This is a genomic window from Mycobacterium asiaticum (genome assembly GCF_001673315.1).
GTDB lineage: Bacteria > Actinomycetota > Actinomycetes > Mycobacteriales > Mycobacteriaceae > Mycobacterium > Mycobacterium asiaticum_B.
Window position 1 is genome coordinate 1 of the sequence record NZ_LZLQ01000070.1, and the last position, 24,075, is coordinate 24,075.

General features: G+C 66.3%; 12 protein-coding genes and 1 pseudogene. 11 read left to right on the plus strand and 2 right to left on the minus strand.

Features of this window, described 5'->3' with window-relative positions; genetic code table 11:
• The coding region (locus tag A5636_RS10730) for a PE family protein (protein ID WP_155763747.1) at window positions 1-1,802 on the minus strand (1,802 nt) is incomplete at its 3' end.
• Window positions 1,803-2,173: 371 nt separating this feature from the next.
• Between A5636_RS10730 and argC the strand changes: the two genes are divergently transcribed.
• From argC to A5636_RS10785, 11 genes and pseudogenes are all read left to right on the plus strand, one after another.
• Window positions 2,174-3,217: an N-acetyl-gamma-glutamyl-phosphate reductase gene (gene argC / locus A5636_RS10735; protein WP_065158621.1), complete on the plus strand. Its 1,044-nt coding sequence runs from the start codon at window positions 2,174-2,176 to the stop codon at window positions 3,215-3,217.
• Entirely contained in the window at window positions 3,214-4,425 is a 1,212-nt protein-coding gene (gene argJ, locus A5636_RS10740) for a bifunctional glutamate N-acetyltransferase/amino-acid acetyltransferase ArgJ (protein WP_065158622.1), read from the plus strand. The genes argC and argJ overlap by 4 nt, the downstream gene beginning before the upstream one ends.
• Window positions 4,422-5,354, plus strand: coding sequence for an acetylglutamate kinase (gene argB, locus A5636_RS10745; protein WP_065158623.1), 933 nt, complete (start codon window positions 4,422-4,424; stop codon window positions 5,352-5,354). Before argJ ends, argB begins: the two co-directional genes overlap by 4 nt.
• 4 nt (window positions 5,355-5,358) lie before the next feature.
• On the plus strand, window positions 5,359-6,555 hold the full coding sequence (locus A5636_RS10750; RefSeq protein WP_065158624.1) for an acetylornithine transaminase: 1,197 nt from the start codon (window positions 5,359-5,361) through the stop codon (window positions 6,553-6,555).
• The gene (argF, locus tag A5636_RS10755) at window positions 6,548-7,474 is read left to right on the plus strand and encodes an ornithine carbamoyltransferase (RefSeq protein WP_065158625.1); all 927 of its coding nucleotides are present in this window, start codon (window positions 6,548-6,550) and stop codon (window positions 7,472-7,474) included. The genes A5636_RS10750 and argF overlap by 8 nt, the downstream gene beginning before the upstream one ends.
• Window positions 7,471-7,977 (plus strand): arginine repressor, encoded by a 507-nt coding sequence (locus A5636_RS10760; RefSeq protein WP_065158626.1) that lies wholly within the window; start codon window positions 7,471-7,473, stop codon window positions 7,975-7,977. Before argF ends, A5636_RS10760 begins: the two co-directional genes overlap by 4 nt.
• 63 nt (window positions 7,978-8,040) lie before the next feature.
• Window positions 8,041-9,237, plus strand: coding sequence for an argininosuccinate synthase (locus A5636_RS10765; protein WP_065158627.1), 1,197 nt, complete (start codon window positions 8,041-8,043; stop codon window positions 9,235-9,237).
• A 112-nt stretch (window positions 9,238-9,349) separates the two neighbouring features.
• Window positions 9,350-10,762: an argininosuccinate lyase gene (gene argH / locus A5636_RS10770; RefSeq protein WP_065158628.1), complete on the plus strand. Its 1,413-nt coding sequence runs from the start codon at window positions 9,350-9,352 to the stop codon at window positions 10,760-10,762.
• A gap of 132 nt (window positions 10,763-10,894) precedes the next feature.
• Entirely contained in the window at window positions 10,895-11,956 is a 1,062-nt protein-coding gene (locus A5636_RS10775) for a type III polyketide synthase (protein ID WP_065158629.1), read from the plus strand.
• Between the two features lie 38 nt (window positions 11,957-11,994).
• Window positions 11,995-18,348: a type I polyketide synthase gene (locus A5636_RS10780; RefSeq protein WP_065158630.1), complete on the plus strand. Its 6,354-nt coding sequence runs from the start codon at window positions 11,995-11,997 to the stop codon at window positions 18,346-18,348.
• A gap of 3 nt (window positions 18,349-18,351) precedes the next feature.
• Window positions 18,352-23,829 (plus strand): annotated as a pseudogene (locus tag A5636_RS10785) (SDR family NAD(P)-dependent oxidoreductase); the annotation flags it as partial.
• Here the strand turns inward: A5636_RS10785 and A5636_RS27850 are convergent.
• Complete coding sequence (locus tag A5636_RS27850) at window positions 23,811-24,065, minus strand: KR domain-containing protein (RefSeq protein ID WP_437339819.1); 255 nt, start codon at window positions 24,063-24,065, stop codon at window positions 23,811-23,813. The pseudogene A5636_RS10785 and the gene A5636_RS27850 sit on opposite strands and share 19 nt — an antisense overlap.
• Window positions 24,066-24,075 lie beyond the last annotated feature (10 nt).

Genomic DNA, 24,075 nt, shown 5'->3' on the forward strand with positions numbered 1-24,075 from the left:
AAGTCAGGCAGCACCAGCCCGGGGAAGCCCGGAATGTTGATGCCCGGCAAGCCGAAGTTCAGCGGCGGGAACTGGAAGCCCGGGAAGCCCGGCAGCGGCGGCAGCTCCAGGTTGCCGGCCAGGTTCACCAGCGTGTTCAGGCCACCACTCAGCGCGGCACCGAAGTCAGGCAACACCAAGCCCGGGAAGCCGGGGATGTTGATGCCCGGCAGCCCGAAGTTCAGCGGCGGGAACTGGAAACCGGGGAACCCAGGCAGCGGGGGCAGTTCCAGGTTGGCCCCGAGGTTGATCAGGGTGTTGAGGCCGCCGGTGAGGGCTGCGCCGAAGTCAGGCAGCACCAGCCCGGGGAAGCCCGGAATGGCAATGCCTGGCAAACCGAAGTTCAGCGGCGGGAACTGGAAACCGGGGAACCCAGGTAGCGGCGGCAGTTCCAGGTTGGCCCCGAGGTTGATCAGGGTGTTCAGTCCGCCGGTGAGGGCGGCGCCGAAGTCAGGCAGCACCAAGCCGGGGAAGCCGGGAATGTTGATGCCCGGCAGGCCGAAGTTCAGCGGCGGGAACTGGAAGCCCGGGAACCCGGGCAGCGGCGGCAACTCGAAGTTGCCGGCCAGGTTCACCAGCGTGTTGAGCCCGCCGGTGAGGGCGGCGCCGAAGTCAGGCAGCACCAAGCCCGGGAAGCCCGGGATGTTGATGCCCGGCAGGCCGAAGTTCAGCGGCGGGAACTGGAAGCCCGGGAAGCCCGGCAGCGGGGGCAGTTCCAGGTTGGCCCCGAGGTTGATCAGGGTGTTCAGCCCGCCACTCAGTGCCGCGCCGAAGTCAGGCAGCACCAATCCGGGGAAGCCCGGAATCGCGATGCCCGGCAAACCGAAGTTCAACGGCGGGAACTGGAAACCGGGGAACCCGGGCAGCGGCGGCAGCGTCAGGTTGCCGGCCAAGTCCACCAACGCGTTGACGCCGGCATTGAGCGAGGCACCCAGGTTCGGGAGGCTGAAGTTTCCGGCCAGATTCAGGCCGGTCTGCAACGCCTGGTTCAGTCCGGCCGAGATGTTGCCGATCAGCTGTCCACCGGTCTGCGCCAGTGCGGCAAGCGAAGGGAGCGCGCCCGTCAGGTTCGCGGTCAGGTTGAGGCTGAGGTTGGCGCCGAGCGATCCGTTTAATAAAGCGGCAAGTGCAGCGTTGCCTTGGCCAGTCAGCCCGGCACCCAGCGCGGACAACGACGCACCCGCGCCACCCAAGCCGACGCCGAGGTTTGTGATGACTTGACCGGTCTGCGCAAGTCCTGCGCCGAACCCCGAGGCGAGCGCACCGCCGGTTTGCAGTGCCAGACCCGCGCCAAGGCTGGGGAGAGCGGCGAAGGCGCGGACGGCGTTGGCGGCATTGAGCCCGAGCGACCCAGACCCGCCGATCGAGGCGCCCAAACCGCCCAGTGATGCGTTCAGCGCGCCCTGGAATCCGGCGGCGATGTTCCCGAGGCCGATCTCGATGTTGGCCGCGATGTTGTTCAGGTTGAACAACGCCGAGATGTTGACGGCTTCCGCTGACGCGTACGCAGTTGCGCCACGGGTCAAGGTTGCGACGAATTCTTGGTGGTAGGCCGCAGCTTGGGCGCTGACGGCCTGATAGTCGCTCCCAAGCGTGCCGAACAACCGCGCGATCGCGGCAGACACTTCGTCCGCCGCAGCGGGCGCCAAAGCTGTCGTGGCTCCTGCTGCTGTCGAACTGACTTGGACCAATGACGATCCGATGCCAGCCAACTGCTCAGCCGCGGCTTCCACGAACTCAGGTACAGCAATCACAAAAGACATGTCCATCTCCCCAGATGACCCAAATAGACAAGTCGTGACCCAGTGACGCCGGAGCGCCAGTAGGGCAACGCGTGCCCTGTAAGTCCCCAATGTTGGGCACGACTAAACCAGTTATATCTAAGAATTTTCAGTCGCGCTCTTAAATGCGACTGAGCGTCTCGGTGGCGATGTCACCGAGCGGAAACCGTTGTCTGGCAGAGCAAATGCTCCGCCGACGAAAATAACAGGATCAGCGCCAAAAGGGAACTATTCGTCGGCGTGTTCCCTTGACATCGGGGCCGTCTATGCCGCCGGGGGCCCGAAACGACCGACACTCCCGAAACCTGAGAATTAATTTGCAAAGAGCTGCATAAACATGCAACCATCACCCGATGGTCGATGGGATACGAGTGGCAGTCGCCGGGGCCACCGGCTATGCGGGGGGCGAGATCCTCCGATTATTGCTGGGGCATCCGGCGTGCGCGGACGGCCGCATCACAATCGGCGCCGTGACTGCCGCATCCAGCGCTGGCACGACGCTGGGGGAGCACCACCCCCATCTGCTTCCGCTGGCCCAGCGAGTGGTGGAACCCACGGATCTTGCCGTCTTGCAGGACCATGACGTCGTCTTTCTTGCGTTACCGCATGGACACTCCGCGGCTTTGGCCGAACGCCTCGGTCCCGAGACCCTCATCATTGACTGCGGTGCTGATTTCCGGCTCGGCGATCCTGCGGCTTGGGAGCGCTTCTATGGTTCCCAACACGCCGGCAGTTGGCCCTACGGATTGCCCGAGCTACCCGGCGGGCGGGACCAACTAGCCGGAGCGCGCCGTATCGCAGTGCCCGGGTGCTATCCGACGGCAGCACTGCTGGCTCTGTTCCCTGCAGTCGCCGAAGATCTCGTCGAACCAGCCGTCACCGTCGTCGCGGTCAGCGGCACTTCGGGAGCGGGTCGGGCGGCCAAGACCGATCTGCTGGGCGCCGAGGTCATCGGGTCGGCCCGGGCATACAACATCGGTGGGGTCCACCGGCACACCCCCGAGATCGCGCAGGGCCTGCGGGCGGTGACCGACCGAAACGTCACAGTGTCATTCACGCCGGTATTGATCCCGACGAGCCGCGGCATTCTGGCGACCTGCACCGCTCGCACGCTGTCGCCGATCGCTCAGTTGCGTGCCGCGTACGAGAAGGCGTACCTCGATGAGCCCTTCGTACATGTGCTGCCGGAGGGACAGTTGCCCCGCACCGGATCGGTATTAGGTAGTAACGCCGTGCACATCGCCGTGGCCGTGGACGAGGAGGCGTCGACGTTTGTGGCGATTGCCGCGATCGACAACCTGGTCAAGGGCACGGGCGGTGCCGCCGTGCAGTCGATGAACCTCGCCCTGGGCTGGCCTGAGACTGCCGGGCTTTCAGTGGTTGGAGTGGCCCCGTGACCCACACGGACGACGCGAGGACGCTCCGCGCGCAGGGTGTCACCGCACCATCCGGGTTCCGCGCTGCGGGCATAGCCGCCGGCATCAAGGCGTCCGGGGCTCCCGACCTGGCCCTGGTCTTCAACGAGGGACCGGACTATGCCGCGGCGGGAGTAGTCACTCGCAACAAAGTGAAGGCGGCGCCGGTGCTGTGGACCCAGCAGGTGCTGACCACGGGACGGCTGCGCGCCGTGATACTCAATTCCGGGGGTGCCAATGCATGCACCGGCCCCGGCGGCTTTCAGGACGCGCACGCGACGGCCGAGGCGGTTGCGGCGGCTCTGTCGGACTGGGGGACCGAGACCGGAGCGATCGAGGTAGCCGTCTGTTCCACGGGGCTGATCGGTGACCGCCTACCGATGGACAAGGTATTCGCCGGGGTAAGCAGCATCGTGCACGAGATGCACGGCGGGCTGACCGGCGGCGATGAGGCCGCGCGGGCGATCATGACCACCGACACGGTGCCCAAGCAGGTGGCTCTGCACCATCAGAACGGTTGGACGGTTGGCGGTATGGCCAAAGGCGCCGGCATGTTGGCGCCGTCGATGGCCACTATGTTGTGTGTCCTGACCACCGACGCGGTCGCTGCGCCCGCGGCGCTTGATCAAGCGTTACGACGTGCCACGGCACGTACTTTCGAGCGGTTGGACATCGACGGCAGTTGTTCCACCAACGACACCGTGTTGTTGCTTGCGTCCGGCGCGAGTGAAATCACCCCGTCTCAAGACGATCTCGACGACGCGGTGTTGCGGGTCTGTGACGATCTGTGTGCGCAACTGCAGGCCGACGCCGAGGGAGTGACAAAACGCGTCATGGTCACGGTTTGCGGGGCCGCCACCGAGGATGACGCGTTGACAGTAGCTCGTGCGATCGCTCGCGACAGTTTGGTCAAGACGGCAGTATTCGGGTCGGATCCGAACTGGGGCCGGGTCGTGGCCGCCGTCGGGATCGCGCCGGTGGCTTTGGAGCCCGACCGGATCACCGTGTCGTTCAACGGCTCTGTCGTATATCGGGATGAGATGGGAGTGCCCGGCGCGCGCGACGTGGACCTGTCGGGCGCGGACATCGACATCGTCGTAGACCTCGCGATCGGCGACGGTCAGGCGGCGGTTCGGACAACCGACTTGTCGCACGGCTACGTCGAAGAGAATTCGGCTTACAGCTCATGAGCACCGAAACCGCGGCGCTGTCCACGCAGGTGAAAGCTCAAGTGCTGGCTGAAGCCTTACCGTGGCTCAAGCAGTTGCACGGCAAGGTCGTGGTCGTGAAGTACGGCGGAAACGCCATGACCGATGAGACGCTGCGCCGCGCATTCGCCGCCGACATGGCGTTTCTGCGTAACTGTGGAATCCATCCCGTGGTGGTGCATGGCGGTGGACCGCAGATCACCGCCATGCTGCGGCGGCTCGGTATCGAAGGGGACTTCAAGGGCGGATTCCGCGTCACCACACCGGAAGTACTCGACGTAGCCCGGATGGTGTTGTTCGGACAGGTAGGCCGGGAGCTGGTCAACCTCATCAACGCGCACGGGCCATATGCGGTCGGGATCACCGGTGAGGACGCCCAGCTGTTCACCGCCGTGCGGCGCCGAGTCACGGTGGACGGTGTGGACACCGACATCGGTCTGGTGGGTGATGTCGAGCTGGTCAATACCGCGGCTGTGCTGGACCTCATTGCTGCCGGCCGGATTCCGGTCGTGTCGACGCTGGCGCCGGATGCCGACGGCGTCGTCCACAACATCAATGCCGACACCGCCGCGGCGGCCTTGGCCGAGGCCTTGGGAGCCGAAAAGCTGTTGATGCTCACCGACGTCGAAGGCGTGTACACCAGTTGGCCGGACCGCACCTCACTGGTCAGCGAAATCGACACGGCCACACTGGCGCAACTTCTCCCCACGCTGGAGGCCGGCATGATCCCGAAGGTCGAGGCGTGCCTGCGGGCCGTTACCGCCGGCGTACCCAGCGCCCACGTCATCGACGGACGCGTGGAGCATTGCGTGCTGGTCGAGCTCTTCAGCGATGCAGGTACCGGCACCAAGGTGGTGCGCGTCGGTGACGATGCAAAGCCCAGCCACGAGAAGGAGCGGCACAGGTGGTGAACCGATGACGGAGACCATTGCTGTGCAACAGCGTTGGCAAGCGGTGATGATGAACAACTATGGGACGCCCGCCATGGCGTTGGCCGGCGGGGACGGCGCGGTTCTCACCGATGTGGACGGCAAGTCCTATGTCGACCTGCTCGGCGGTATCGCGGTCAACGTGCTGGGCCATCGGCATCCCGCCGTCATCGAGGCTGTCACGAAACAGATGTCGACGCTGGGACACACATCGAATCTTTATGCCACCGAGCCCGGGCTGGCGCTGGCCGAGGAACTCGTCGCGTTGCTCGGAGCAGATCAGCACACGCGAGTTTTCTTCTGCAACTCCGGAACCGAGGCCAACGAGGTGGCGTTCAAGTTGACCCGGCTCACCGGCCGCACGAAAATCGTTGCCGCGCAGGAAGCGTTCCATGGACGCACGATGGGTTCCCTGGCTCTCACCGGACAACCCACCAAACAGGCACCGTTCGAACCGCTTCCGGGCTACGTCACCCATGTTCCGTATGGTGACGCCGACGCGTTGAGCGCCGCGGTCGACGACAGCACCGCCGCAGTCTTTCTCGAGCCGATCATGGGGGAGAGCGGGGTCGTCGTTCCGCCCGAGGACTACCTGGTGACCGCGCGGGAGGTAACCGCGAGGCACGGTACGTTATTGGTATTGGACGAGGTGCAGACCGGAATGGGCCGCACCGGAACGTTTTTCGCCCACCAGCACGACGGCATCACCCCAGACGTTGTCACCCTGGCCAAAGGCCTTGGCGGGGGACTGCCGATTGGAGCGTGCCTGGCGGTAGGCGCGGCCGCCGACCTACTCACCCCCGGGCTGCACGGCAGTACTTTCGGCGGCAATCCGGTCTGCACCGCGGCGGCCTTGGCGGTGCTCAAAGTCCTGGCCGCAGACGACTTGGTACGAGGTGCCGACGTACTAGGCAAATCGCTGCGCAACGGGATTGAATCGTTAGGCCACCCGCTGATAGATCATGTGCGCGGCAGAGGACTTCTGTTGGGCATTGTGTTGTCCGCCGCGCGCGCCAAGGATGCCGAGACGGCGGCGCGCAACGCCGGATACCTGGTTAATGCGGCCGCGCCCAATGTCATCAGGTTGGCCCCGCCGCTGATCATCACCGAATCCCAACTCGACGGCTTCGTCGCCGCCTTGCCGGGCATCCTCGACGCGGCAGGGGAACCCGCCCATGACTAGGCACTTCCTGCGCGACGATGACCTCACCCCTTCCGAACAGGCCGAGGTCCTCGAATTGGCCGCTGAGCTCAAAAGAAGCCCTTTCAGCCGCCGCCCGTTGGACGGACCGCGCGGGGTCGCAGTCATTTTCGACAAGAACTCCACCCGCACCAGATTCTCTTTCGAGATGGGCATTGCCCAACTCGGCGGACATGCCGTTGTGGTCGACGGGCGCAGCACCCAACTGGGTCGCGACGAGACCCTAGAGGACACCGCAAAGGTGTTGTCGCGCTTCGTCGATGCCATCGTGTGGCGGACCTTCGGTCAGGAGCGGCTGATCGCGATGGCCTCCACGGCCTCAGTGCCCGTGGTGAACGCGTTGTCGGATGAGTTCCATCCCTGTCAAGTGCTGGCGGACCTGCAGACCATCGCCGAACGCAAAGGAACACTCGCCGGCTTGCGGATGACCTACTTCGGCGACGGCGCCAACAACATGGCGCACTCGCTGATGCTGGGCGGCGCCACCGCGGGTATGGATGTGTGTGTGGCTGCGCCGCAGGGCTTTACACCGGACCCGCATGTGTTGGCCGCGGCCCGGCAGCGAGCCCAAGAAACCGGTGCCGAGGTGACGGTGACTCATGACGCCGACGCCGGGGCCGCCGGTGCCGACGTTCTGGTGACCGACACCTGGACATCAATGGGTCAGGAGGCCGATGGGCTGGATCGCGTTGGGCCGTTCCGGCCATTTCAGGTCAATCAGCGATTGCTCGGTCTAGCCAACTCAGAAGCCATTGTGCTGCATTGTCTTCCAGCGCACCGCGGCGACGAGATCACCGATGAGGTGATGGACGGTCCGGTCAGTGTGGTGTGGGATGAAGCCGAGAACCGCCTGCATGCGCAGAAGGCGTTGCTGGTGTGGCTGCTGGAGCGGTCCCGATGACGTCCAACGAAGCCAAAGCGGCACCAGAGGTCAGCGGCAACCGGGCCGGCCGGCAGGCCCGCATCGTCGCGATCCTGTCCACCAAAGAGGTGCGCAGCCAGAGCGAGCTGGCGGCGCTGCTGGCCGCCGAGGGCATCGAAGTCACCCAGGCCACCTTGTCGCGCGACCTCGAAGAACTTGGTGCGGTCAAGCTGCGCGGGGCGTACGGCGGGGTCCCGGTCTACGTCGTGCCCGAAGACGGCAGCCCGGTTCGTGGCGTGTCCGGCGGCACCGGGCGGTTGTCCCGGCTGCTCGGAGAGCTACTGGTGTCCACCGACGCGAGCGCAAACCTGGCGGTGCTGCGCACCCCGCCCGGCGCGGCGGACTACCTGGCCAGCGCGATCGATCGGGCGGCGTTACCGTACGTCGTCGGCACCATCGCCGGTGACGACACCGTCTTCGTGGTGGCCCGGGAACCAATGACCGGCGCCGAAGTCGCCATTGCCTTGGAAAAGTTGAAGTAGACCCCAAATAAACTGCTGCAGATTCCTGCCCAGGACCTGCCGAAGCAACAAGGAGAACTGTTCATGTCAGAGCGCGTCATCCTGGCGTATTCGGGCGGTCTGGACACGTCAGTGGCCATCAGCTGGATCGGCAAGGAGACCGGCCGCGAGGTGGTGGCCGTAGCCATCGACCTCGGCCAAGGTGGCGAGGATATGGAGGTGATACGGCAGCGGGCGCTGGACTGCGGCGCCGTCGAGGCCGTCGTCGTGGATGCCCGCGACGAATTCGCCGAGGGTTACTGCCTACCCACCGTCCTCAACAACGCGCTGTACATGGACCGCTACCCGCTGGTCTCGGCCATCAGCCGGCCGTTGATCGTCAAGCATCTCGTCGCGGCCGCACGTGAGCACGGCGGCGGCATCGTCGCGCACGGTTGTACCGGCAAAGGCAACGACCAGGTGCGATTCGAAGTCGGATTCGCTTCGCTGGCACCGGATCTCGAGGTTCTGGCGCCGGTGCGTGACTATGCCTGGACGCGGGAGAAGGCGATCGCCTTCGCCGAAGAGAACGCCATACCGATCAACGTCACCAAGCGCTCGCCGTTCTCGATCGACCAGAACGTCTGGGGTCGCGCGGTGGAAACCGGGTTCCTCGAGCACCTGTGGAACGCCCCCACCAAGGATGTCTACGACTACACCGAAGACCCCACCGTCAACTGGAATACCCCTGATGAAGTCATCGTCGGCTTCGAAAGGGGTGTACCGGTCTCGATCGACGGCAAGCCGGTGACGATGTTGCAGGCGATCGAGGAGCTCAATCGCCGTGCCGGGGCGCAGGGCGTGGGCCGGCTGGACGTCGTCGAAGACCGGCTGGTGGGCATCAAGAGTCGCGAGATCTACGAGGCACCGGGCGCGATGGTGCTCATCACCGCTCACGCCGAACTCGAACACGTCACTTTGGAACGGGAGTTGGGGCGTTTCAAGCGTCAGACCGACCAGCGCTGGGCGGAGCTTGTGTACGACGGGCTGTGGTACTCGCCGCTGAAGGTCGCGTTGGAGAGCTTTGTCGCCAAAACCCAGGAACACGTCACCGGCGAGGTGCGGCTGGTCCTGCACGGCGGCCACATCGCCGTCAACGGCCGGCGCAGCGCCGAGTCGCTCTACGACTTCAACCTGGCCACCTACGACGAGGGGGACACCTTCGACCAGTCGATGTCGAAAGGATTCGTCTACGTCCACGGGTTGTCGTCCAAGCTCTCCGCGCGCCGGGACATGCGGTGACCGCCCCTGGGCTCGAGTGTGAATTCTGCGACGGGACACGCCGCCGAGGCGTCGTCAGATTCACACTCGCGGCGAGAAAAGCCAGACTCACACTCGCGGCGAGAGCAGCACGGTGAGCACCAATCAGGGGTCGCTATGGGGTGGCCGGTTCGCGGGCGGTCCGGCCGACGCGCTGGCCGCGCTGAGCAAGTCCACCCACTTCGACTGGGCCCTGGCCCCCTATGACATCACCGCGTCGCGGGCCCACACCGTAATCCTGTACCGGGCCGGCCTGCTCACCGAGGAACAGCGCGACGGGCTGCTCGCGGGCCTGGACAGCCTGGCCGAAGACGTCGCCGACGGAAGCTTCGGTCCACTCGTCACCGATGAGGACGTGCACGCCGCGCTGGAGCGCGGTCTGATCGACCGGGTTGGACCAGACCTCGGCGGCCGACTCCGGGCCGGCCGGTCCCGCAACGACCAGGTGGCCACTTTGTTCCGGATGTGGCTTCGCGACGCGGTGCGCCGAGTCGCCGACGGGGTGCTCGACGTCGTCGCAGCCTTGGCCGACCAGGCGGGCGCGCACCCGACGGCGATCATGCCCGGCAAAACCCATATGCAGTCCGCTCAACCGATCCTGCTGGCTCACCACCTGCTTGCGCACGCCCAGCCGTTGTTGCGTGATGTGGACAGGCTGGTGGACTTCGACAAGCGCGCCGCGATATCCCCGTACGGGTCTGGCGCCCTCGCCGGTTCGTCGCTGGGTCTGGATCCCGACGCGATCGCCGCGGACCTGGGCTTCGCCGCCGCCGCGGACAATTCCATCGACGCCACTGCGGCCAGGGACTTCGCCGCCGAGGCGGCCTTCGTGCTGGCCATGATCGGCGTCGACCTGTCCCGGCTCGCGGAGGACATCATCATCTGGAGCTCGACGGAATTCGGTTACGTGACCTTGCACGACGCGTGGTCCACCGGTAGCTCGATCATGCCCCAGAAGAAGAATCCCGACATCGCCGAACTGGCCCGCGGCAAATCCGGGCGGTTGATCGGCAACCTGGCCGGACTGCTCGCGACGCTGAAAGCCCAGCCCCTGGCCTACAACCGCGACCTGCAGGAAGACAAGGAACCGGTGTTCGACTCGGTGGCCCAGCTGGAGCTGCTATTACCGGCGATGGCTGGTCTGGTCGGAAGTTTGACGTTCCACGTCGATCGGATGGCCGCGCTGGCGCCCGCGGGCTATACGCTGGCCACTGATATCGCAGAATGGCTTGTGCGGCAAGGGGTTCCGTTCCGCTCCGCCCATGAAGCCGCCGGTGCAGCGGTGCGGGTTGCGGAGCAGCGGGACGTCGGTCTCCAGGACCTGACCGACGACGAACTCGCTGCCATCAGCCCTGAGCTCACCCCGGCCGTGCGCGACGTGCTGACCGTCGAGGGCTCGGTTTCCTCGAGGGACGCCCGCGGCGGCACCGCGCCCGGCCGCGTCGCCGAACAATTGCACATCGTGCGTGATCTCACCGGGCGACTCCGAGGCGCGTTGCAGCGCTGAGCGGCACCACCGGTTCCTTTGCCGGTCAGGTTGGGGCCGATTAAACTTCCAGGTCTGAGTGAGCCAGTGAAATCGATCGACCCTGCAGGTGAACCGGGCGGCCGAGATGTACGTATCAGAGGGGTGGGACCAATGAGCGTCATCGCGGGTGTCTTCGGTGCGCTGCCGCCCAACCGCTATTCCCAGGCCGAGCTCACTGATTTCTTCGTCAGCATCCCCGACTTCGAGGGTTACGAGGACATTGTTCGGCAACTGCACGTCAGCGCCAAGGTCAACAGCCGTCACCTGGCGTTGCCGCTGCACAAATACCCGACGCTGACCGATTTCGGCAACGCCAACCGGATCTTCATCGAAAAGGCGGTGGACCTCGGTTGTGAGGCCCTGACCGGCGCATTGGACGAGGCGGGCCTGCGCCCGCAGGATCTCGACGTCCTCATCACGACGACGGTGACCGGTCTTGCCGTGCCGTCCCTGGACGCCCGCATTGCCGGACGGCTGGGCCTGCGCAGCGACGTGCGACGGATCCCGCTGTTCGGCCTGGGATGTGTGGCCGGAGCGGCCGGAGTCGGACGCCTGCACGACTATCTGCGCGGCGCCGTGGACGGAGTGGCCGCGCTGGTCTCGGTCGAGCTCTGCTCACTGACTTATCCGGGTTACAAGCCGTCGGTGGCAGGTCTGGTCGGTAGCGCATTGTTCGCCGACGGTGCCGCGTCGGTGGTGGCCGTGGGGGAGCGCCGCGCAGAGCAGATCGATGCGCGCGGACCGGCAATTGTGGACTCGCGCAGCCATCTCTACCCCGACTCGCTTCGCACCATGGGCTATGACGTCGGGTCGGGGGGCTTTGAACTGGTGCTGTCCAAGGACCTCGCGGAGGTGGTTCGGGAGAACATCCGCACCGACGTCACCTCGTTCCTGGACGCGCACGGGCTGCGCACTACCGACATCGGGGCGTGGGTGAGCCATCCTGGTGGGCCCAAGATCATCGAGGCGATCAACGAAACTCTGGAGCTGCCGCCGGAGGCTTTGGAGTTGACCTGGCGTTCCCTCGGTGAGATCGGCAACCTCTCGTCGGCGTCGGTGCTGCACGTCCTGCGTGACACCATCGGCAAGCAACCACCCAGTGGCAGCCCCGGCCTCATGATCGCGATGGGCCCGGGCTTCTGCTCCGAACTCGTGTTGCTGCGTTGGCGCTGATGCGCGGCGGACTCGCCCTCGTCCCCTAGAAGACCGGTATGAACAGCACGCAAGACGAACTCATCCGGGCGTTGCGCGCGTCTTTGAAGGAGAACGAACGGCTCAAACGCGACAATCGCGAGTTGCTTTCTGCGGCACACGAACCGGTCGCGATCGTGGGGATGGCTTGCCGCTATCCCGGCGGGGTGGACACTCCGGAAGCCTTGTGGGAGATGGTCAGCGACGGACGCGATGTCGTGTCGGAATTCCCGGCCGACCGTGGCTGGGATCTGACGGGGCTGTTCGATCCCGATCCCGATGCGACGGGCAAGTCCTATACCCGGTCGGGCGGATTCCTCTCGGGCGCGGCTGATTTCGACGCAGAGTTCTTCGGTATCGCGCCCAGCGAAGTGCTGGCGATGGATCCCCAGCAACGCCTGTTGCTGGAGGTGGCGTGGGAAGCGTTGGAGCGGGCCGGGATTGACCCGATGCAGCTGCGAGGCTCGACGACAGGAGTGTTCGCGGGCATCTTCCACGGTTCGTACGGCGGGCAGGGCCGCGTACCGGGCGAGCTGGAGAGATACGGGCTACGCGGCTCCACGCTGAGTGTGGCTTCCGGTCGGGTGGCGTACGTATTGGGTTTGGAAGGCCCCGCGGTCTCGGTGGATACGGCATGTTCGTCGTCGCTGGTGGCGCTGCACCTGGCGGCACGATCGTTGCGGTTGGGGGAGTGTGACCTGGCCTTGGCCGGCGGCGTGACCGTGATGGCCACACCGGCGATGTTCATCGACTTCAGCCGACAGCGGGCCTTGTCGACCGATGGCCGGTGCAAGGCGTATGCGGAAGCGGCCGACGGCACCGGGTTCTCCGAGGGGGCGGGTGCGCTCGTCGTCGAGCGATTGGCTGATGCGCAGCGCCTGGGACACCCGGTGCTGGCACTGTTGCGTGGCTCGGCGGTCAATCAGGACGGGGCCTCGAACGGACTCGCGACACCCCACGGGCCATCCCAGCAGCGGGTGATCCGTGCCGCGTTGGCCAACGCGCGGCTGTCGTCAGCGGATGTGGATCTCGTCGAAGGGCATGGCACCGGGACCACGCTCGGGGATCCGATCGAGGCGCAAGCGCTGTTGGCGACCTACGGGCAGGACCGACCGGCGGATCAGCCGCTGTGGCTGGGCTCCATCAAATCCAACATGGGGCATACGTCCGCGGCGGCGGGCATGGCGGGGGTCATGAAGGTGGCTCTGGCCATGCGCCATCAGCTGATGCCCAAGACGCTGCACGTCAATTCCCCTACGCCGCACGTGGATTGGTCTGCGGGCGCGGTGTCGTTGCTGACCGAGCCGCGGGCCTGGCAGGTCCGGGAGCGACCCCGGCGAGCGGGTGTGTCTTCGTTCGGGATCAGTGGGACGAACGCCCACGTGATACTCGAAGAGAGCGCGCCGCCCTCAGCCGCGGCCACTGTCGAACAAAACCCCTCAACTGCCGTGCCATGGGTGTTGTCTGCTCGCTCTGCGGCAGCGCTCACCGATCAGGCCCGACGGCTGCAGGCGCGGGTGGCCGACGATCCCGAAGTGAACCCGGTCGACATCGGTTGGTCGCTGGCGACGACGCGATCGATGTTCGAGCACCGTGCCGTAGTTGTGGGGGCGGACCGTGAGCAGTTGGTGGCGGGACTGGCCGGTTTGGCCACCGGCGACCCCGGACCGGCTGTGGTGGTCGGCCGGTCGAGCGGCGCACCGGGCCGGACGGTGTTCGTCTTTCCCGGCCAAGGGTCGCAGTGGCAGGGCATGGGCGTTGAATTGTTGGACAGCTCAACGGTGTTCGCCGATCAGATGCGCCTGTGCGAGAAGGCGCTCGGTGAATATGTCTCGTGGTCGCTGACCGACGTGATCCGCGCGGCTCCGGGTGCCCCCGCGCTGGAGCGGGTGGACGTAGTGCAGCCGGTCCTGTGGGCGGTGATGGTGTCGTTGGCCGAGTTGTGGCGCTCCGTCGGCGTGGTGCCAGACGCAGTCATCGGCCACTCGCAGGGTGAAATCGCAGCCGCTTATGTGGCCGGCGCGTTGTCCTTGGAGGACGCCGCCAGGGTGGTGGCATTGCGCAGCCAACTGCTAGGGCAACTTTCGGGGTCCGGCGGCATGGTCTCGGTGGCCTGCGGTGCGGCACGGGCTGACGAATTGCTGACCGAATTCGGCGATCGGTTGAGCATTGCCGCGGTCAACGGCGTTTCGGCGGTAGTGGTCAGCGGCGAGGTGCGGGCTCTCGAGGAGTTGCTGCGGCGGTGCGAAGACGAAGAGGTGCGCGCCCGCCGGATCGACGTCGACTATGCGTCACATTCGGCACAGATCGAGACGATCCGCACGCCACTGGTGCAGGCGCTGTCCGGCATCGCCGGGCGCTCATCTTCGGTCGCATTCTTCTCCACGGTTACCGGCGAATTGATGGATACTGCGGGGCTGAATGCCGAGTACTGGTACCAGAGCGTGCGGCAACCGGTGCGGTTCGAACACGCGGTACGCAGTGCCGCGGCGGACGGCTATCGGTTGTTCATCGAATCCAGTCCGCACCCGGTACTGATCGCCGGGATCGAAGACACCGTCTCAGATGTCGCCGTCATCCCGTCGCTGGGCCGTGACGCCGGCGGGTTGGACAGGTTCCTGCTCTCCGCCGGTCAGGCCAATGTGGCTGGCGTGCAGGTAGATTGGCGAACGACATGCGCGGGCGGGAGGCGTGTCGACCTGCCGACCTACCCGTTCCAGCGGCAGCGCTTCTGGCTCCGCCCGAGTTCGACCTCCGCGGACATCGGCGGCCTCGGGGTGCGGGCGGCCGAGCATGCGATGTTGGGCGCCGTGGTGGACCGGCCCGATTCCGGCGGTGTCGTTCTGACCGGCCACCTTTCGACCGTCGACCAACCGTGGCTGGCCGATCACGCCGTTGCCGGGACGCTGCTGCTACCCGGGGCCGCTTTTGTGGAACTGGCCCTGCGCGCGGGCGACGAAGTCGGCTGCGGAGTCGTGGAAGAATTGACTTTGTCGGCGCCGTTGCTGTTGTCGACTGCTGATCGCCTCGGTTTGCAGGTCGTGGTTGGTCCCGACACCGGATCGCGGCAGCGGAGCATTGCGGTGTATTCGGCTGCGGCACATGATGGGTCGTCCTGGATTCAACACGCCGAGGGCGTATTGAGTGCGGATGTGGTGCAACCGAGCGCCGAGTTGTCAAGGTGGCCGCCGGCCGGTGCGGTCGCAGTGGATGTCACCGGTGCGTACGCACAGTTGGCCGCACGTGGGTACGAGTACGGCCCGGCATTCCAGGGTTTGCGGGCGATGTGGCAGCGCGGCAACGAGGTCTTCGCCGAGGTGGCCGTCCCGGCAGATGCCGGTGTGGCGATGGGCGGCTACGAGATTAATCCGGTGTTGCTCGACGCGGCCCTGCACGCGATGGGCGTGGTCGGCGAGCAGACCCAGACGATGCTGCCGTTCTCGTGGCAGGGGATCTGCTTGCACGCGGCCGGGGCGTCTCAGGCGCGGGTGCACATCGCGCCGGTCGGTGTGGAGTCTGTATCGATCGAACTGGCCGATACGTCGGGCTTGCCGCTGTTGTCCGTTCGCGAGCTTTCGGTTCGCCCGGTGTCGGCGGACCAACTGACGCCGGTGATCCGTGGTGTCGGTGGCGGGCTGCTGCAGGTGTCGTGGTCTCCGGTAGCCTTGCCGCGCAACGGGATTCCCCGTAGTGACACCTCGGTGTGGGAGGTCGGCGCTCGCCGCCTAGGCGCGGAATCGGTGTATGCCGCCTTGCATGACGCGTTGACGACGTTGCAATCCTGGCTGGCTGCTGATGCTTCCGGGACGTTGGTGGTGCTGACGTATGGTGCAGTCGGGCGGCATGACGAAGAGGTAGCTGACCTGGCGGGGGCGGCGGTCTGGGGAATGGTGCGTTCGGTCCAGGCCGAGCACCCGGGGCGCGTGGTGCTGGTGGATTCGGACGGGTCGGTGGAGGTGGCGGCCGTCGTCGGCTGTGGTGAGCCACAAGTCCTGGTCCGCGACGGCCAGACGTATGCGGCCCGGCTGACTCCGGCAACCGACGGGCCCCTGCTCGAGTTGCCGCCGCGGAACTGGCGGCTGGTAACCGGCCCCGGAGGTACATTCGAGGACCTGGCCGTGCGCCCCTGGCCGCAACCGGAGTTGGCGGCCGGCCAGGTGCGGGTCGCAGTCGCGGCGGTGGGAGTGAACTTCCGGGATGTGCTGGTGGCGTTGGGCATGTATCCGGGCGGCGGCGAATTGGGCGTTGAAGGTGCCGGGGTGGTCGTAGAGGTCGGTCCCGGCGTGACGGACCTCGCGGTCGGCGACGCGGTCATGGGACTGCTCGGGTTGGTCGGGTCCGAGGCAGTCGTGGATGCGCGCCTGGTGACTGCGGTACCGCGAGGGTGGTCCGTGCAGCAGGCGGCCGGGGTGTCGGCGGTGTTCCTCACCGCGGTCTACGGCCTCGCGGTCTTGGCGGGCGTCAAGAGCGGTCAACGAGTGCTGGTGCACGCCGCCACGGGTGGTGTCGGGATGGCGGCCGTGGCGCTGGCGCGCCACTGGGGCTTGGAGGTTTTCGCCACCGCGAGCCGTGGCAAATGGAACACGTTGCGGGCAATGGGCTTTGACGACTCACATATCGGGGACTCGCGCACCCTGGACTTCGAAGAGAAGTTTCTGGCCACCACGAAGGGTGGTGGCGTCGACGTCGTGCTGAACTCGCTGGCGGGCGAATTCGTCGACGCATCACTACGTCTGCTGCGACATGGCGGTCGCTTCATCGAGATGGGCAAGACCGACCTGCGCAACCCGCACACCGTCGCGGAACGGCACCCGGGCATCCAGTACCAAGCGTTCGATCTCATCGAGGCCGGCCCGGACCGGATCAGCCAGATGTTGGGTGAGTTGACCCGTCTGTTCGCGACCGGTGCGCTGGAACCGTTGCCGGTCCGGACATTCGATGTGCGGTGTGCCTCGGCGGCATACCGCTTCGTGAGTCAGGCCCGCCACATCGGCAAGGTGGTGCTGACGTTACCCGACGGGCCCGGCGGGCTGCGCGGTTCCACGGTGATCATCACCGGCGGCACCGGAATGGCGGGCGGCGCACTGGCGCGTCACTTGGTGACCCAGTACGGCGTAAAGCACGTGGTGCTGGTCAGCCGGCGCGGCGAGCGCGCTCCGGGCGTCGCGACGTTGATGGCTGACCTGGCCGAGCGCGGTGCGCAGGTGTCGGTGCGGTCCTGCGACGTGGCTGATCGCGACGCAGCGGCCGAACTAATTGCCGAATTCGCCGATGCGCGCGGGGTTTTCCACGCCGCCGGACTGCTCGACGACGGGCTGTTCGTCGCCTTGACCCCCGATCGGGTAGACACCGTGCTGCGCGCCAAAGTTGACGGCGCGTGGAATCTGCACGAGCTGACCCAGCACACGAACCTGGTTGCCTTTGTGATGTTTTCGTCGCTGGCCGGCATCATCGGCACACCCGGACAGGCGAACTACGCAGCGGCCAACAGCTTCCTAGACGGGCTGGCGGCCCACCGCCGCGCCCGCGGCTTGGCGGGATTGTCGATTGCCTGGGGGCTGTGGGAGCAGGCGAGTTCGATGACCGAGCACCTCGCCGCGCGGGATAAGACCCGCATGAGCCGATTCGGACTAGCCCCCCTGCCGACGGAACTGGCCATGCGGATGTTCGACGCGGCCATGCTCAGCGACCGCGGATCGGTGGTGGCCGCGCCCATCGACCACACTGACCACACCGCTGCGGGAGGTGACGACGGCGCCACCCTGCCGCCCATATTGAGCCAGCTCCTCGCTCGTCCGCAGCGGCGGGTCGTCGCCGATGCCGACGTCGTGTCGACGTCAGCCACCGGCCTGGCCGCACGGTTGAGCGGCATGACCGCTGAGCGGCGGCGCGGTGAACTGGTGGCGTTGGTGGGCCGCAACGCCGCAATGGTGTTGGGGCGGTCCGACAGTGCGGATATCGGTGCGGATCGGGCCTTCCGAGACCTCGGGTTCGATTCTCTGACGGCGGTGGAACTGCGCAACCGGCTGAAAGCCGCGACCGGACTCACGCTGTCGCCCACCCTCATCTTCGATTACCCCACACCCATAGCGCTCGGTGAACACCTCGACACCCGGTTAGCCGCCACCGGCGGGCATCAGCCGGACCGCATCGACCGCTTCAACGACATCACCCGCGAACTGCAAGCCCTGATCGGTCAGTCCGACTGGGCACCGGAGGACAAGGCGCACCTGGCCACTCGGCTTCGCTCCCTGCTGTCCAGGCTGGAGATTCAAGAGATTCAAGCTGCCGATGACGGCAGTGACGACGCAGACATCTTCTCCGCCAGTGAAAGTCAACTTTTCGCCATCCTCGACGAAGAACTCGGCTCCTAACCGATGCCAGGAAGTCCAGTGCCGGAAACCGAGAAGCACCTCGATTACCTGAAGCGCCTCACCGCCGACCTGCGCCGAACCCGTCGCCGACTCTCGGAGGTGGAGGGAAAGCTTTCCGAGCCGGTGGCGGTGGTGGGCATGGCATGCCGCTATCCGGGCGGCGTCGACTCCCCGGAAGCGTTGTGGGAGATGGTGACCGATGGGAGAGACGCGGTATCGGACTTTCCCGCCGATCGCGGCTGGGATGTTGCCGGTCTGTTCGACCCCGACCCGGACGCCCGGGGCAAAATGTACGTGCGTCAGGGTTCCTTCCTCGCCGACGCTGGTGATTTCGACGCCGGGTTCTTCGGCGTGGGGCCCAACGAAGCACTGGCGATGGATCCCCAACAGCGATTGATGCTGGAACTGTCGTGGGAAGCCTTGGAGCGAGCCGGTATTACCCCACTCGGACTGCGGGGGTCCGCAACCGGCGTCTTCGTAGGGGTGATCCATGCCGGCTACGGAGGTGAGGTCACAGGCGAACTCGAAGGCTACGGTTTGACCGGTTCGACATTGAGCGTGGCATCTGGGCGGGTCTCCTACGCGCTGGGTTTGGAGGGGCCGGCTGTCTCGGTGGACACGGCGTGTTCGTCTTCCTTGGTGGCGATGCATATGGCGGCGCACTCGTTACGTTCCGGCGAAACCGATTTGGCGTTGGCCGGGGGCGTGACCGTGATGGCCACCATCGGTGCGTTTGTAGAGTTCAGCCGGCAACGAGCGCTCGCTCCCGACGGTCGTTGCAAGGTTTACGCCGGTGCCGCCGACGGCACCGCCTGGTCCGAAGGGGCCGGGGTACTGGTGCTGGAACGGCTGGCCGATGCCCGGCGGCTGGGTCATCCGGTGTTGGCGTTGCTGCGCGGATCTGCCGTGAATCAGGACGGTGCCTCCAATGGGTTGACCGCGCCGAACGGTCCAGCGCAGCAACGGGTTATCCGGGCGGCACTGGCCAGCGCCGGTTTGACCACGGCAGAAGTGGACGTAGTGGAGGGCCACGGCACCGGGACCACATTGGGTGATCCCATTGAAGCTCAGGCCCTTTTATCGACGTACGGACAGGATCGTCCAGCCGCCCAGCCGCTGTGGCTCGGGTCGATCAAGTCCAATATTGGTCATACGTCGGCCGCCGCAGGAGTCGCCGGCGTGATCAAGATGGTGCAGGCGATGCGGCACGGCGTGATGCCCAAGACGTTGCATGTGGATGTGCCGACGCCGCACGTGGATTGGTCGGCGGGCGCTGTCTCGCTGTTGACCGAGTCGCGGCCGTGGCCGGAGGGCGACACACCCCGGCGGGCCGGGGTGTCGTCGTTCGGTATCAGCGGAACGAACGCGCACGTGATCGTGGAGGAGGCACCGTCCAAATCGGACGAGGTTGCCCCGCCAGCAGATACGGCAGACCCTGTTCCCTGGGTGATCTCCGCGCGTTCGTCAGAGGCGTTGCGGCGGCAGGCCGAACGCTTGTCGGCGCACGTGCGCGCCGACCAGAGCGCGACCGTGGCCGATGTCGGTTGGTCGCTCGTCACCACTCGGTCGATGTTCGAGCATCGGGCGGTTTTGGTGGGCGCGGATCGCGCTGAGTTGTCGGCCGGCTTGGCGCGGGTGGCCGCCGGGGACCCAGGCACCGGTGCGGTGGCGGGGCGCGTCGGCACGTCGCGCAACCTGGTCTTCGTGTTTCCCGGGCAGGGGTCCCAACGGTTGGGAATGGGCCTGCGGCTGTACCGACGTTTCCCGGTGTTCGCGCGAGCATTCGACGAGGCGGCGGCTGCGCTGGACCCCCACCTGCGGTTGCCGCTGCGCGAGGTGATCTGGGGCACCGATCCGGAGTTGCTGGAAAACACCGAGTTCGCCCAGCCGGCTCTGTTCGCGGTGGAAATGGCGCTGACAACACTGCTGGAATCATGCGGTGTGCTGCCGGACTTCGTGATGGGGCATTCTGTGGGTGAGATCAGCGCGGCGTGCGTGGCCGGGGTGCTGTCGTTGCCCGACGCCGCAAAATTGGTCGCAGTGCGCGCCAGGCTGATGGCGGGCCTTCCGTCAGCTGGGGTGATGGTGGCCGTGGCCGCAGCCGAAAGTGAGGTCGCGCCGTTGCTTGCCGGGGGCGTGGACATCGCGGCCGTCAACGGGCCTGAATCGGTGGTGATTTCGGGTGCCGAGGCCGCGGTGAACGAGGTTACGGCAGAACTCACGCGGCAGGGCCGCCGCGTGCATCGGTTAGCCGTTTCGCACGCCTTCCATTCGGTCCTGATGGAGCCGATGCTGCAGGAGTTCGCCGCGTCGTTGGCTGATCTCGCAGCCGCACCGCCGCGAATCAGCCTGGCCGCCAATGTAACCGGACAGCTGGCCGGGCCGGGGTATGGATCGGCTGAGTACTGGGTGCAGCATGTGCGACGACCGGTGCGCTACGCCGACGGTGTCGAGACCGTCGCGTCGCTGGGGGCTGCCACGTTCATCGAAGTGGGGCCCGCCGCGGGTCTGACCGCCTCGCAAGAGCATTCGGTTCCAACGATGGCCAAAGACCATCCGGACGATGCCTCGGTGCTGACCGCAGTGGCCCAATTGTTCGTCACAGGCGTAGGCGTGGACTGGGCCGCAGTGTTCGCCGGCCGGGGCGGGCGGCGGGTAGCGCTGCCAACCTACGCCTTTGTGCGGAAACGGTTCTGGCTCAACCCCACCAACGTCGGCCGCGGGGACGTGGCGGGCGCGGGATTGACGGGGGCTGGGCATCCCTTGCTGCGCGCTGTGGTCGAGCGACCGGATTCAGGTGGGGTGGTCCTGACCGGGCGGCTGTCGCTGGCTGACCAGCCGTGGCTGGCGGATCACGCGGTCGGTGGGACGGTGTTGTTCCCGGGAGCCGGGTTCGTCGAACTGGCAATCCGGGCCGGCGATGAAGTCGGCTGCCCGATTGTGGACGAGCTGACGTTGTCGGCACCGTTGGTGCTGCCGGCCGGAGGCGGTGTGCAACTGCAGGTGGTTGTGGATGCTGCCACCGAGTCGGGTGCCAATGTGTGGATGTATTCCCGTGCCGCGCAACAAGGATCCGTCTGGGTGTTGCACGCCCAAGGAGTGTTGACCCCGGGGCCGGGGGACCCCGTCGCGGAGTTGTCGCAGTGGCCGCCGGTGGGAGCGACGGCGGTCGACGTGACGGGATCCTATGATCGGCTGACCGCGCGGGGCTATGGTTACGGCCCGGCTTTTCGCGGCATGCGGTCCGTTTGGCGGCAGGGAACCGAAATTTTCGCCGAGGTCACGCTGCCAGACGCCGTCGGTGACTCGGTGAGCGGCTTCGGGATTCACCCAGCCATGCTGGATGCTGCGTTGCACGCCATGGGTGTGCTGGACGATCAGGATTCGATCCTGTTGCCGTTCTCGTGGCAAGGCGTCGCGCTGCACGCCGCTGGCGCCACCCGGGTCCGGGTTCGCCTGGCGCCGGCCGGTGACGGGGCGGTTTCGGTCGAGGTAGCCGACACCCGCGGATTGCCGGTGCTGACCGTGCAGCGGTTGGCCACGCGACCGGTGTCGTCCGATCAGCTGTTAGAGGCGACCTCGCCGGCGACGAGCCATGACGGACTGCTGGAGCTGTCCTGGGTGGCGCTCACACTTGGCAGCAACCCGATCGATCGCCCCGAGATGGTGGTCTGGGAACACAGACCGACCGATGCGGGTATGCCGAAGTCGGTGCGCGCTGCCACCCACGAGGCCCTCGGTGTGTTGCAGTCGTGGTTGAACAGCGACGACGCGGGGTTGTTGGTTGTCGTGACTACCGGGGCGATCGACTTGGCGGGTACGGCCGCCCCTGATCTGGCCGGCGCGGCGGTGTGGGGGCTGGTGCGCTCCGCGCAAGCCGAGCACCCGGGACGCGTGGTGCTGGTGGACACCGACGGGTCGGTGGACCTGTCGGACGTAATCGGCTGCGGCGAACCACAATTATTCGTTCGCGCGGGGGTGGCCTACGGGGCACGGTTGACACCCGTCGACGCACCGGCGGTGTTGGAACTTCCCGAAGACCCGTCGCCATGGCAACTGGTCGCCGGCGCAGGCGGCACATTGGACGAGCTAGCGCTGCGGTCATCTCCGATGCCCGAGTTGGCTGCGGGTCAGGTCCGGGTGGCGGTTGCTGCGGTCGGGGTCAACTTCCGGGACGTTCTGGTGGCGTTGGGAATGTATCCGGGTGCCGCGCAGGTGGGGGCTGAGGGTGCCGGCGTGGTTGTCGAGGTGAGTCCCGACGTCACCACCTTTGCCGTGGGGGATCGGGTGATGGGCATCCTGGGTGTTGCCGGGTCAGAAGCTGTGGTGGATCAGCGTTTGGTGGTACCGGTGCCGGACGGGTGGTCGCTGCCGGAAGCCGCGAGCGTGCCGGTGGTGTTCTTGACGGCTTTCTATGCGCTGTCGGTGTTGGCCGAGGTGAAGGCCGGTCAGAAGGTTCTGATCCATGCCGCGGCGGGCGGCGTGGGAATGGCAGCGGTACAACTGGCCCGGCATTGGGGGCTGGAAGTCTTCGCGACCGCCAGCCGAGGTAAATGGGACACCCTGCGTGCCTTGGGGTTTGACGATTCACACCTCGCCGATTCCCGCTCGCTGGCCTTCGAGGACAAGTTTTGGCTCGCCACCGGCGGCACCGGTGTGGACGTGGTGCTGAACTCTCTGGCCGGAGAGTTCAACGACGCGTCCCTGCGGCTGCTGCCGCGGGGCGGTCGGTTCATCGAGATGGGCAAGACCGACATCCGCGACCCGCAGCGCATCGACGAAGTCCACCCGGGTGTGAGCTACCGGGCGTTCGACCTGATGGAGGCAGGTCCGGCGCACATTGCGCAGATGTTCGCCGAACTGATGAGGTTGTTCGACGCGGGTGTGTTGAAGCCATTGCCGTTGCGGGCCTGGGATATTCGATCCGCGCCCGAGGCGTATCGCTTTCTCAGCCAGGCGCGCCACGTCGGCAAGGTGGTGCTGACTCTGCCCGGCGGGCCGGGGGTCGGCTTGTCGTCCGGCACAGTTCTGATCACCGGCGGTACCGGTATGGCGGGCTCGCTGCTGGCCCGTCATCTTGTACGCGGATATGGCGTACGTCATTTGGTGCTGGCCAGCCGGCGGGGGGAAGCGGCCGCTGGGGCCGGCGAATTGGTGGCGGAGTTGGCGCAGGACGGCGCTCACGTCAGCGTGGTGGCGTGCGATGCGGCCGACCGGGCGCAGGTAGCCCGACTCTTGGCTGAACTGCCCGACCGATATCCGTTGTCCGGGATCATTCACGCGGCCGGTGTGCTCGACGATGCCGTGATCGCGGGGTTGACCGAAGAACGCATCGATACGGTGTTGCGGGCCAAAGTGGATGCGGCGTGGAACCTGCACGAGCTCACCCAGGATCTGAATCTCGCTGCCTTCGTGATGTTTTCGTCGGTCGCAGGGGTCGTCGGTTCGCCCGGTCAGGGCAATTATGCGGCGGCGAACAGCTCAAGGGCCTGCCGGCTGGACAGCGGCGCCAAACCGAGCCGGCTGATCCGGGCTTTGTCCCGGTCGCCGAGATGTTGCGTCATGGCCGACGCTTCTTCCCAAAGTCCCCAGGCCAGCGATGTCGCCGGCAATCCCAGGTCGCGCCGATAGGCCGCAAGCCCGTCGAGGAAGCTGTTCGCCGCCGCATAATTGCCCTGACCGGGCGAACCGACGACCCCTGCGACCGACGAAAACATCACGAAGGCA

Bases quoted from the DNA above. Each gene is read 5' to 3' on its own strand.
- A5636_RS10775 (WP_065158629.1), top strand. From the start codon at position 10,895: ATGAGCGTCATCGCGGGTGTCTTCGGTGCGCTGCCGCCCAACCGCTAT.
- A5636_RS10760 (WP_065158626.1), top strand. From the start codon at position 7,471: ATGACGTCCAACGAAGCCAAAGCGGCACCAGAGGTCAGCGGCAACCGG.
- A5636_RS27850 (WP_437339819.1), bottom strand. From the start codon at position 24,065: ATGTTTTCGTCGGTCGCAGGGGTCGTCGGTTCGCCCGGTCAGGGCAAT.
- argB (WP_065158623.1), top strand. From the start codon at position 4,422: ATGAGCACCGAAACCGCGGCGCTGTCCACGCAGGTGAAAGCTCAAGTG.
- argC (WP_065158621.1), top strand. From the start codon at position 2,174: ATGGTCGATGGGATACGAGTGGCAGTCGCCGGGGCCACCGGCTATGCG.
- A5636_RS10765 (WP_065158627.1), top strand. From the start codon at position 8,041: ATGTCAGAGCGCGTCATCCTGGCGTATTCGGGCGGTCTGGACACGTCA.
- argF (WP_065158625.1), top strand. From the start codon at position 6,548: ATGACTAGGCACTTCCTGCGCGACGATGACCTCACCCCTTCCGAACAG.
- A5636_RS10780 (WP_065158630.1), top strand. From the start codon at position 11,995: ATGAACAGCACGCAAGACGAACTCATCCGGGCGTTGCGCGCGTCTTTG.
- A5636_RS10750 (WP_065158624.1), top strand. From the start codon at position 5,359: ATGACGGAGACCATTGCTGTGCAACAGCGTTGGCAAGCGGTGATGATG.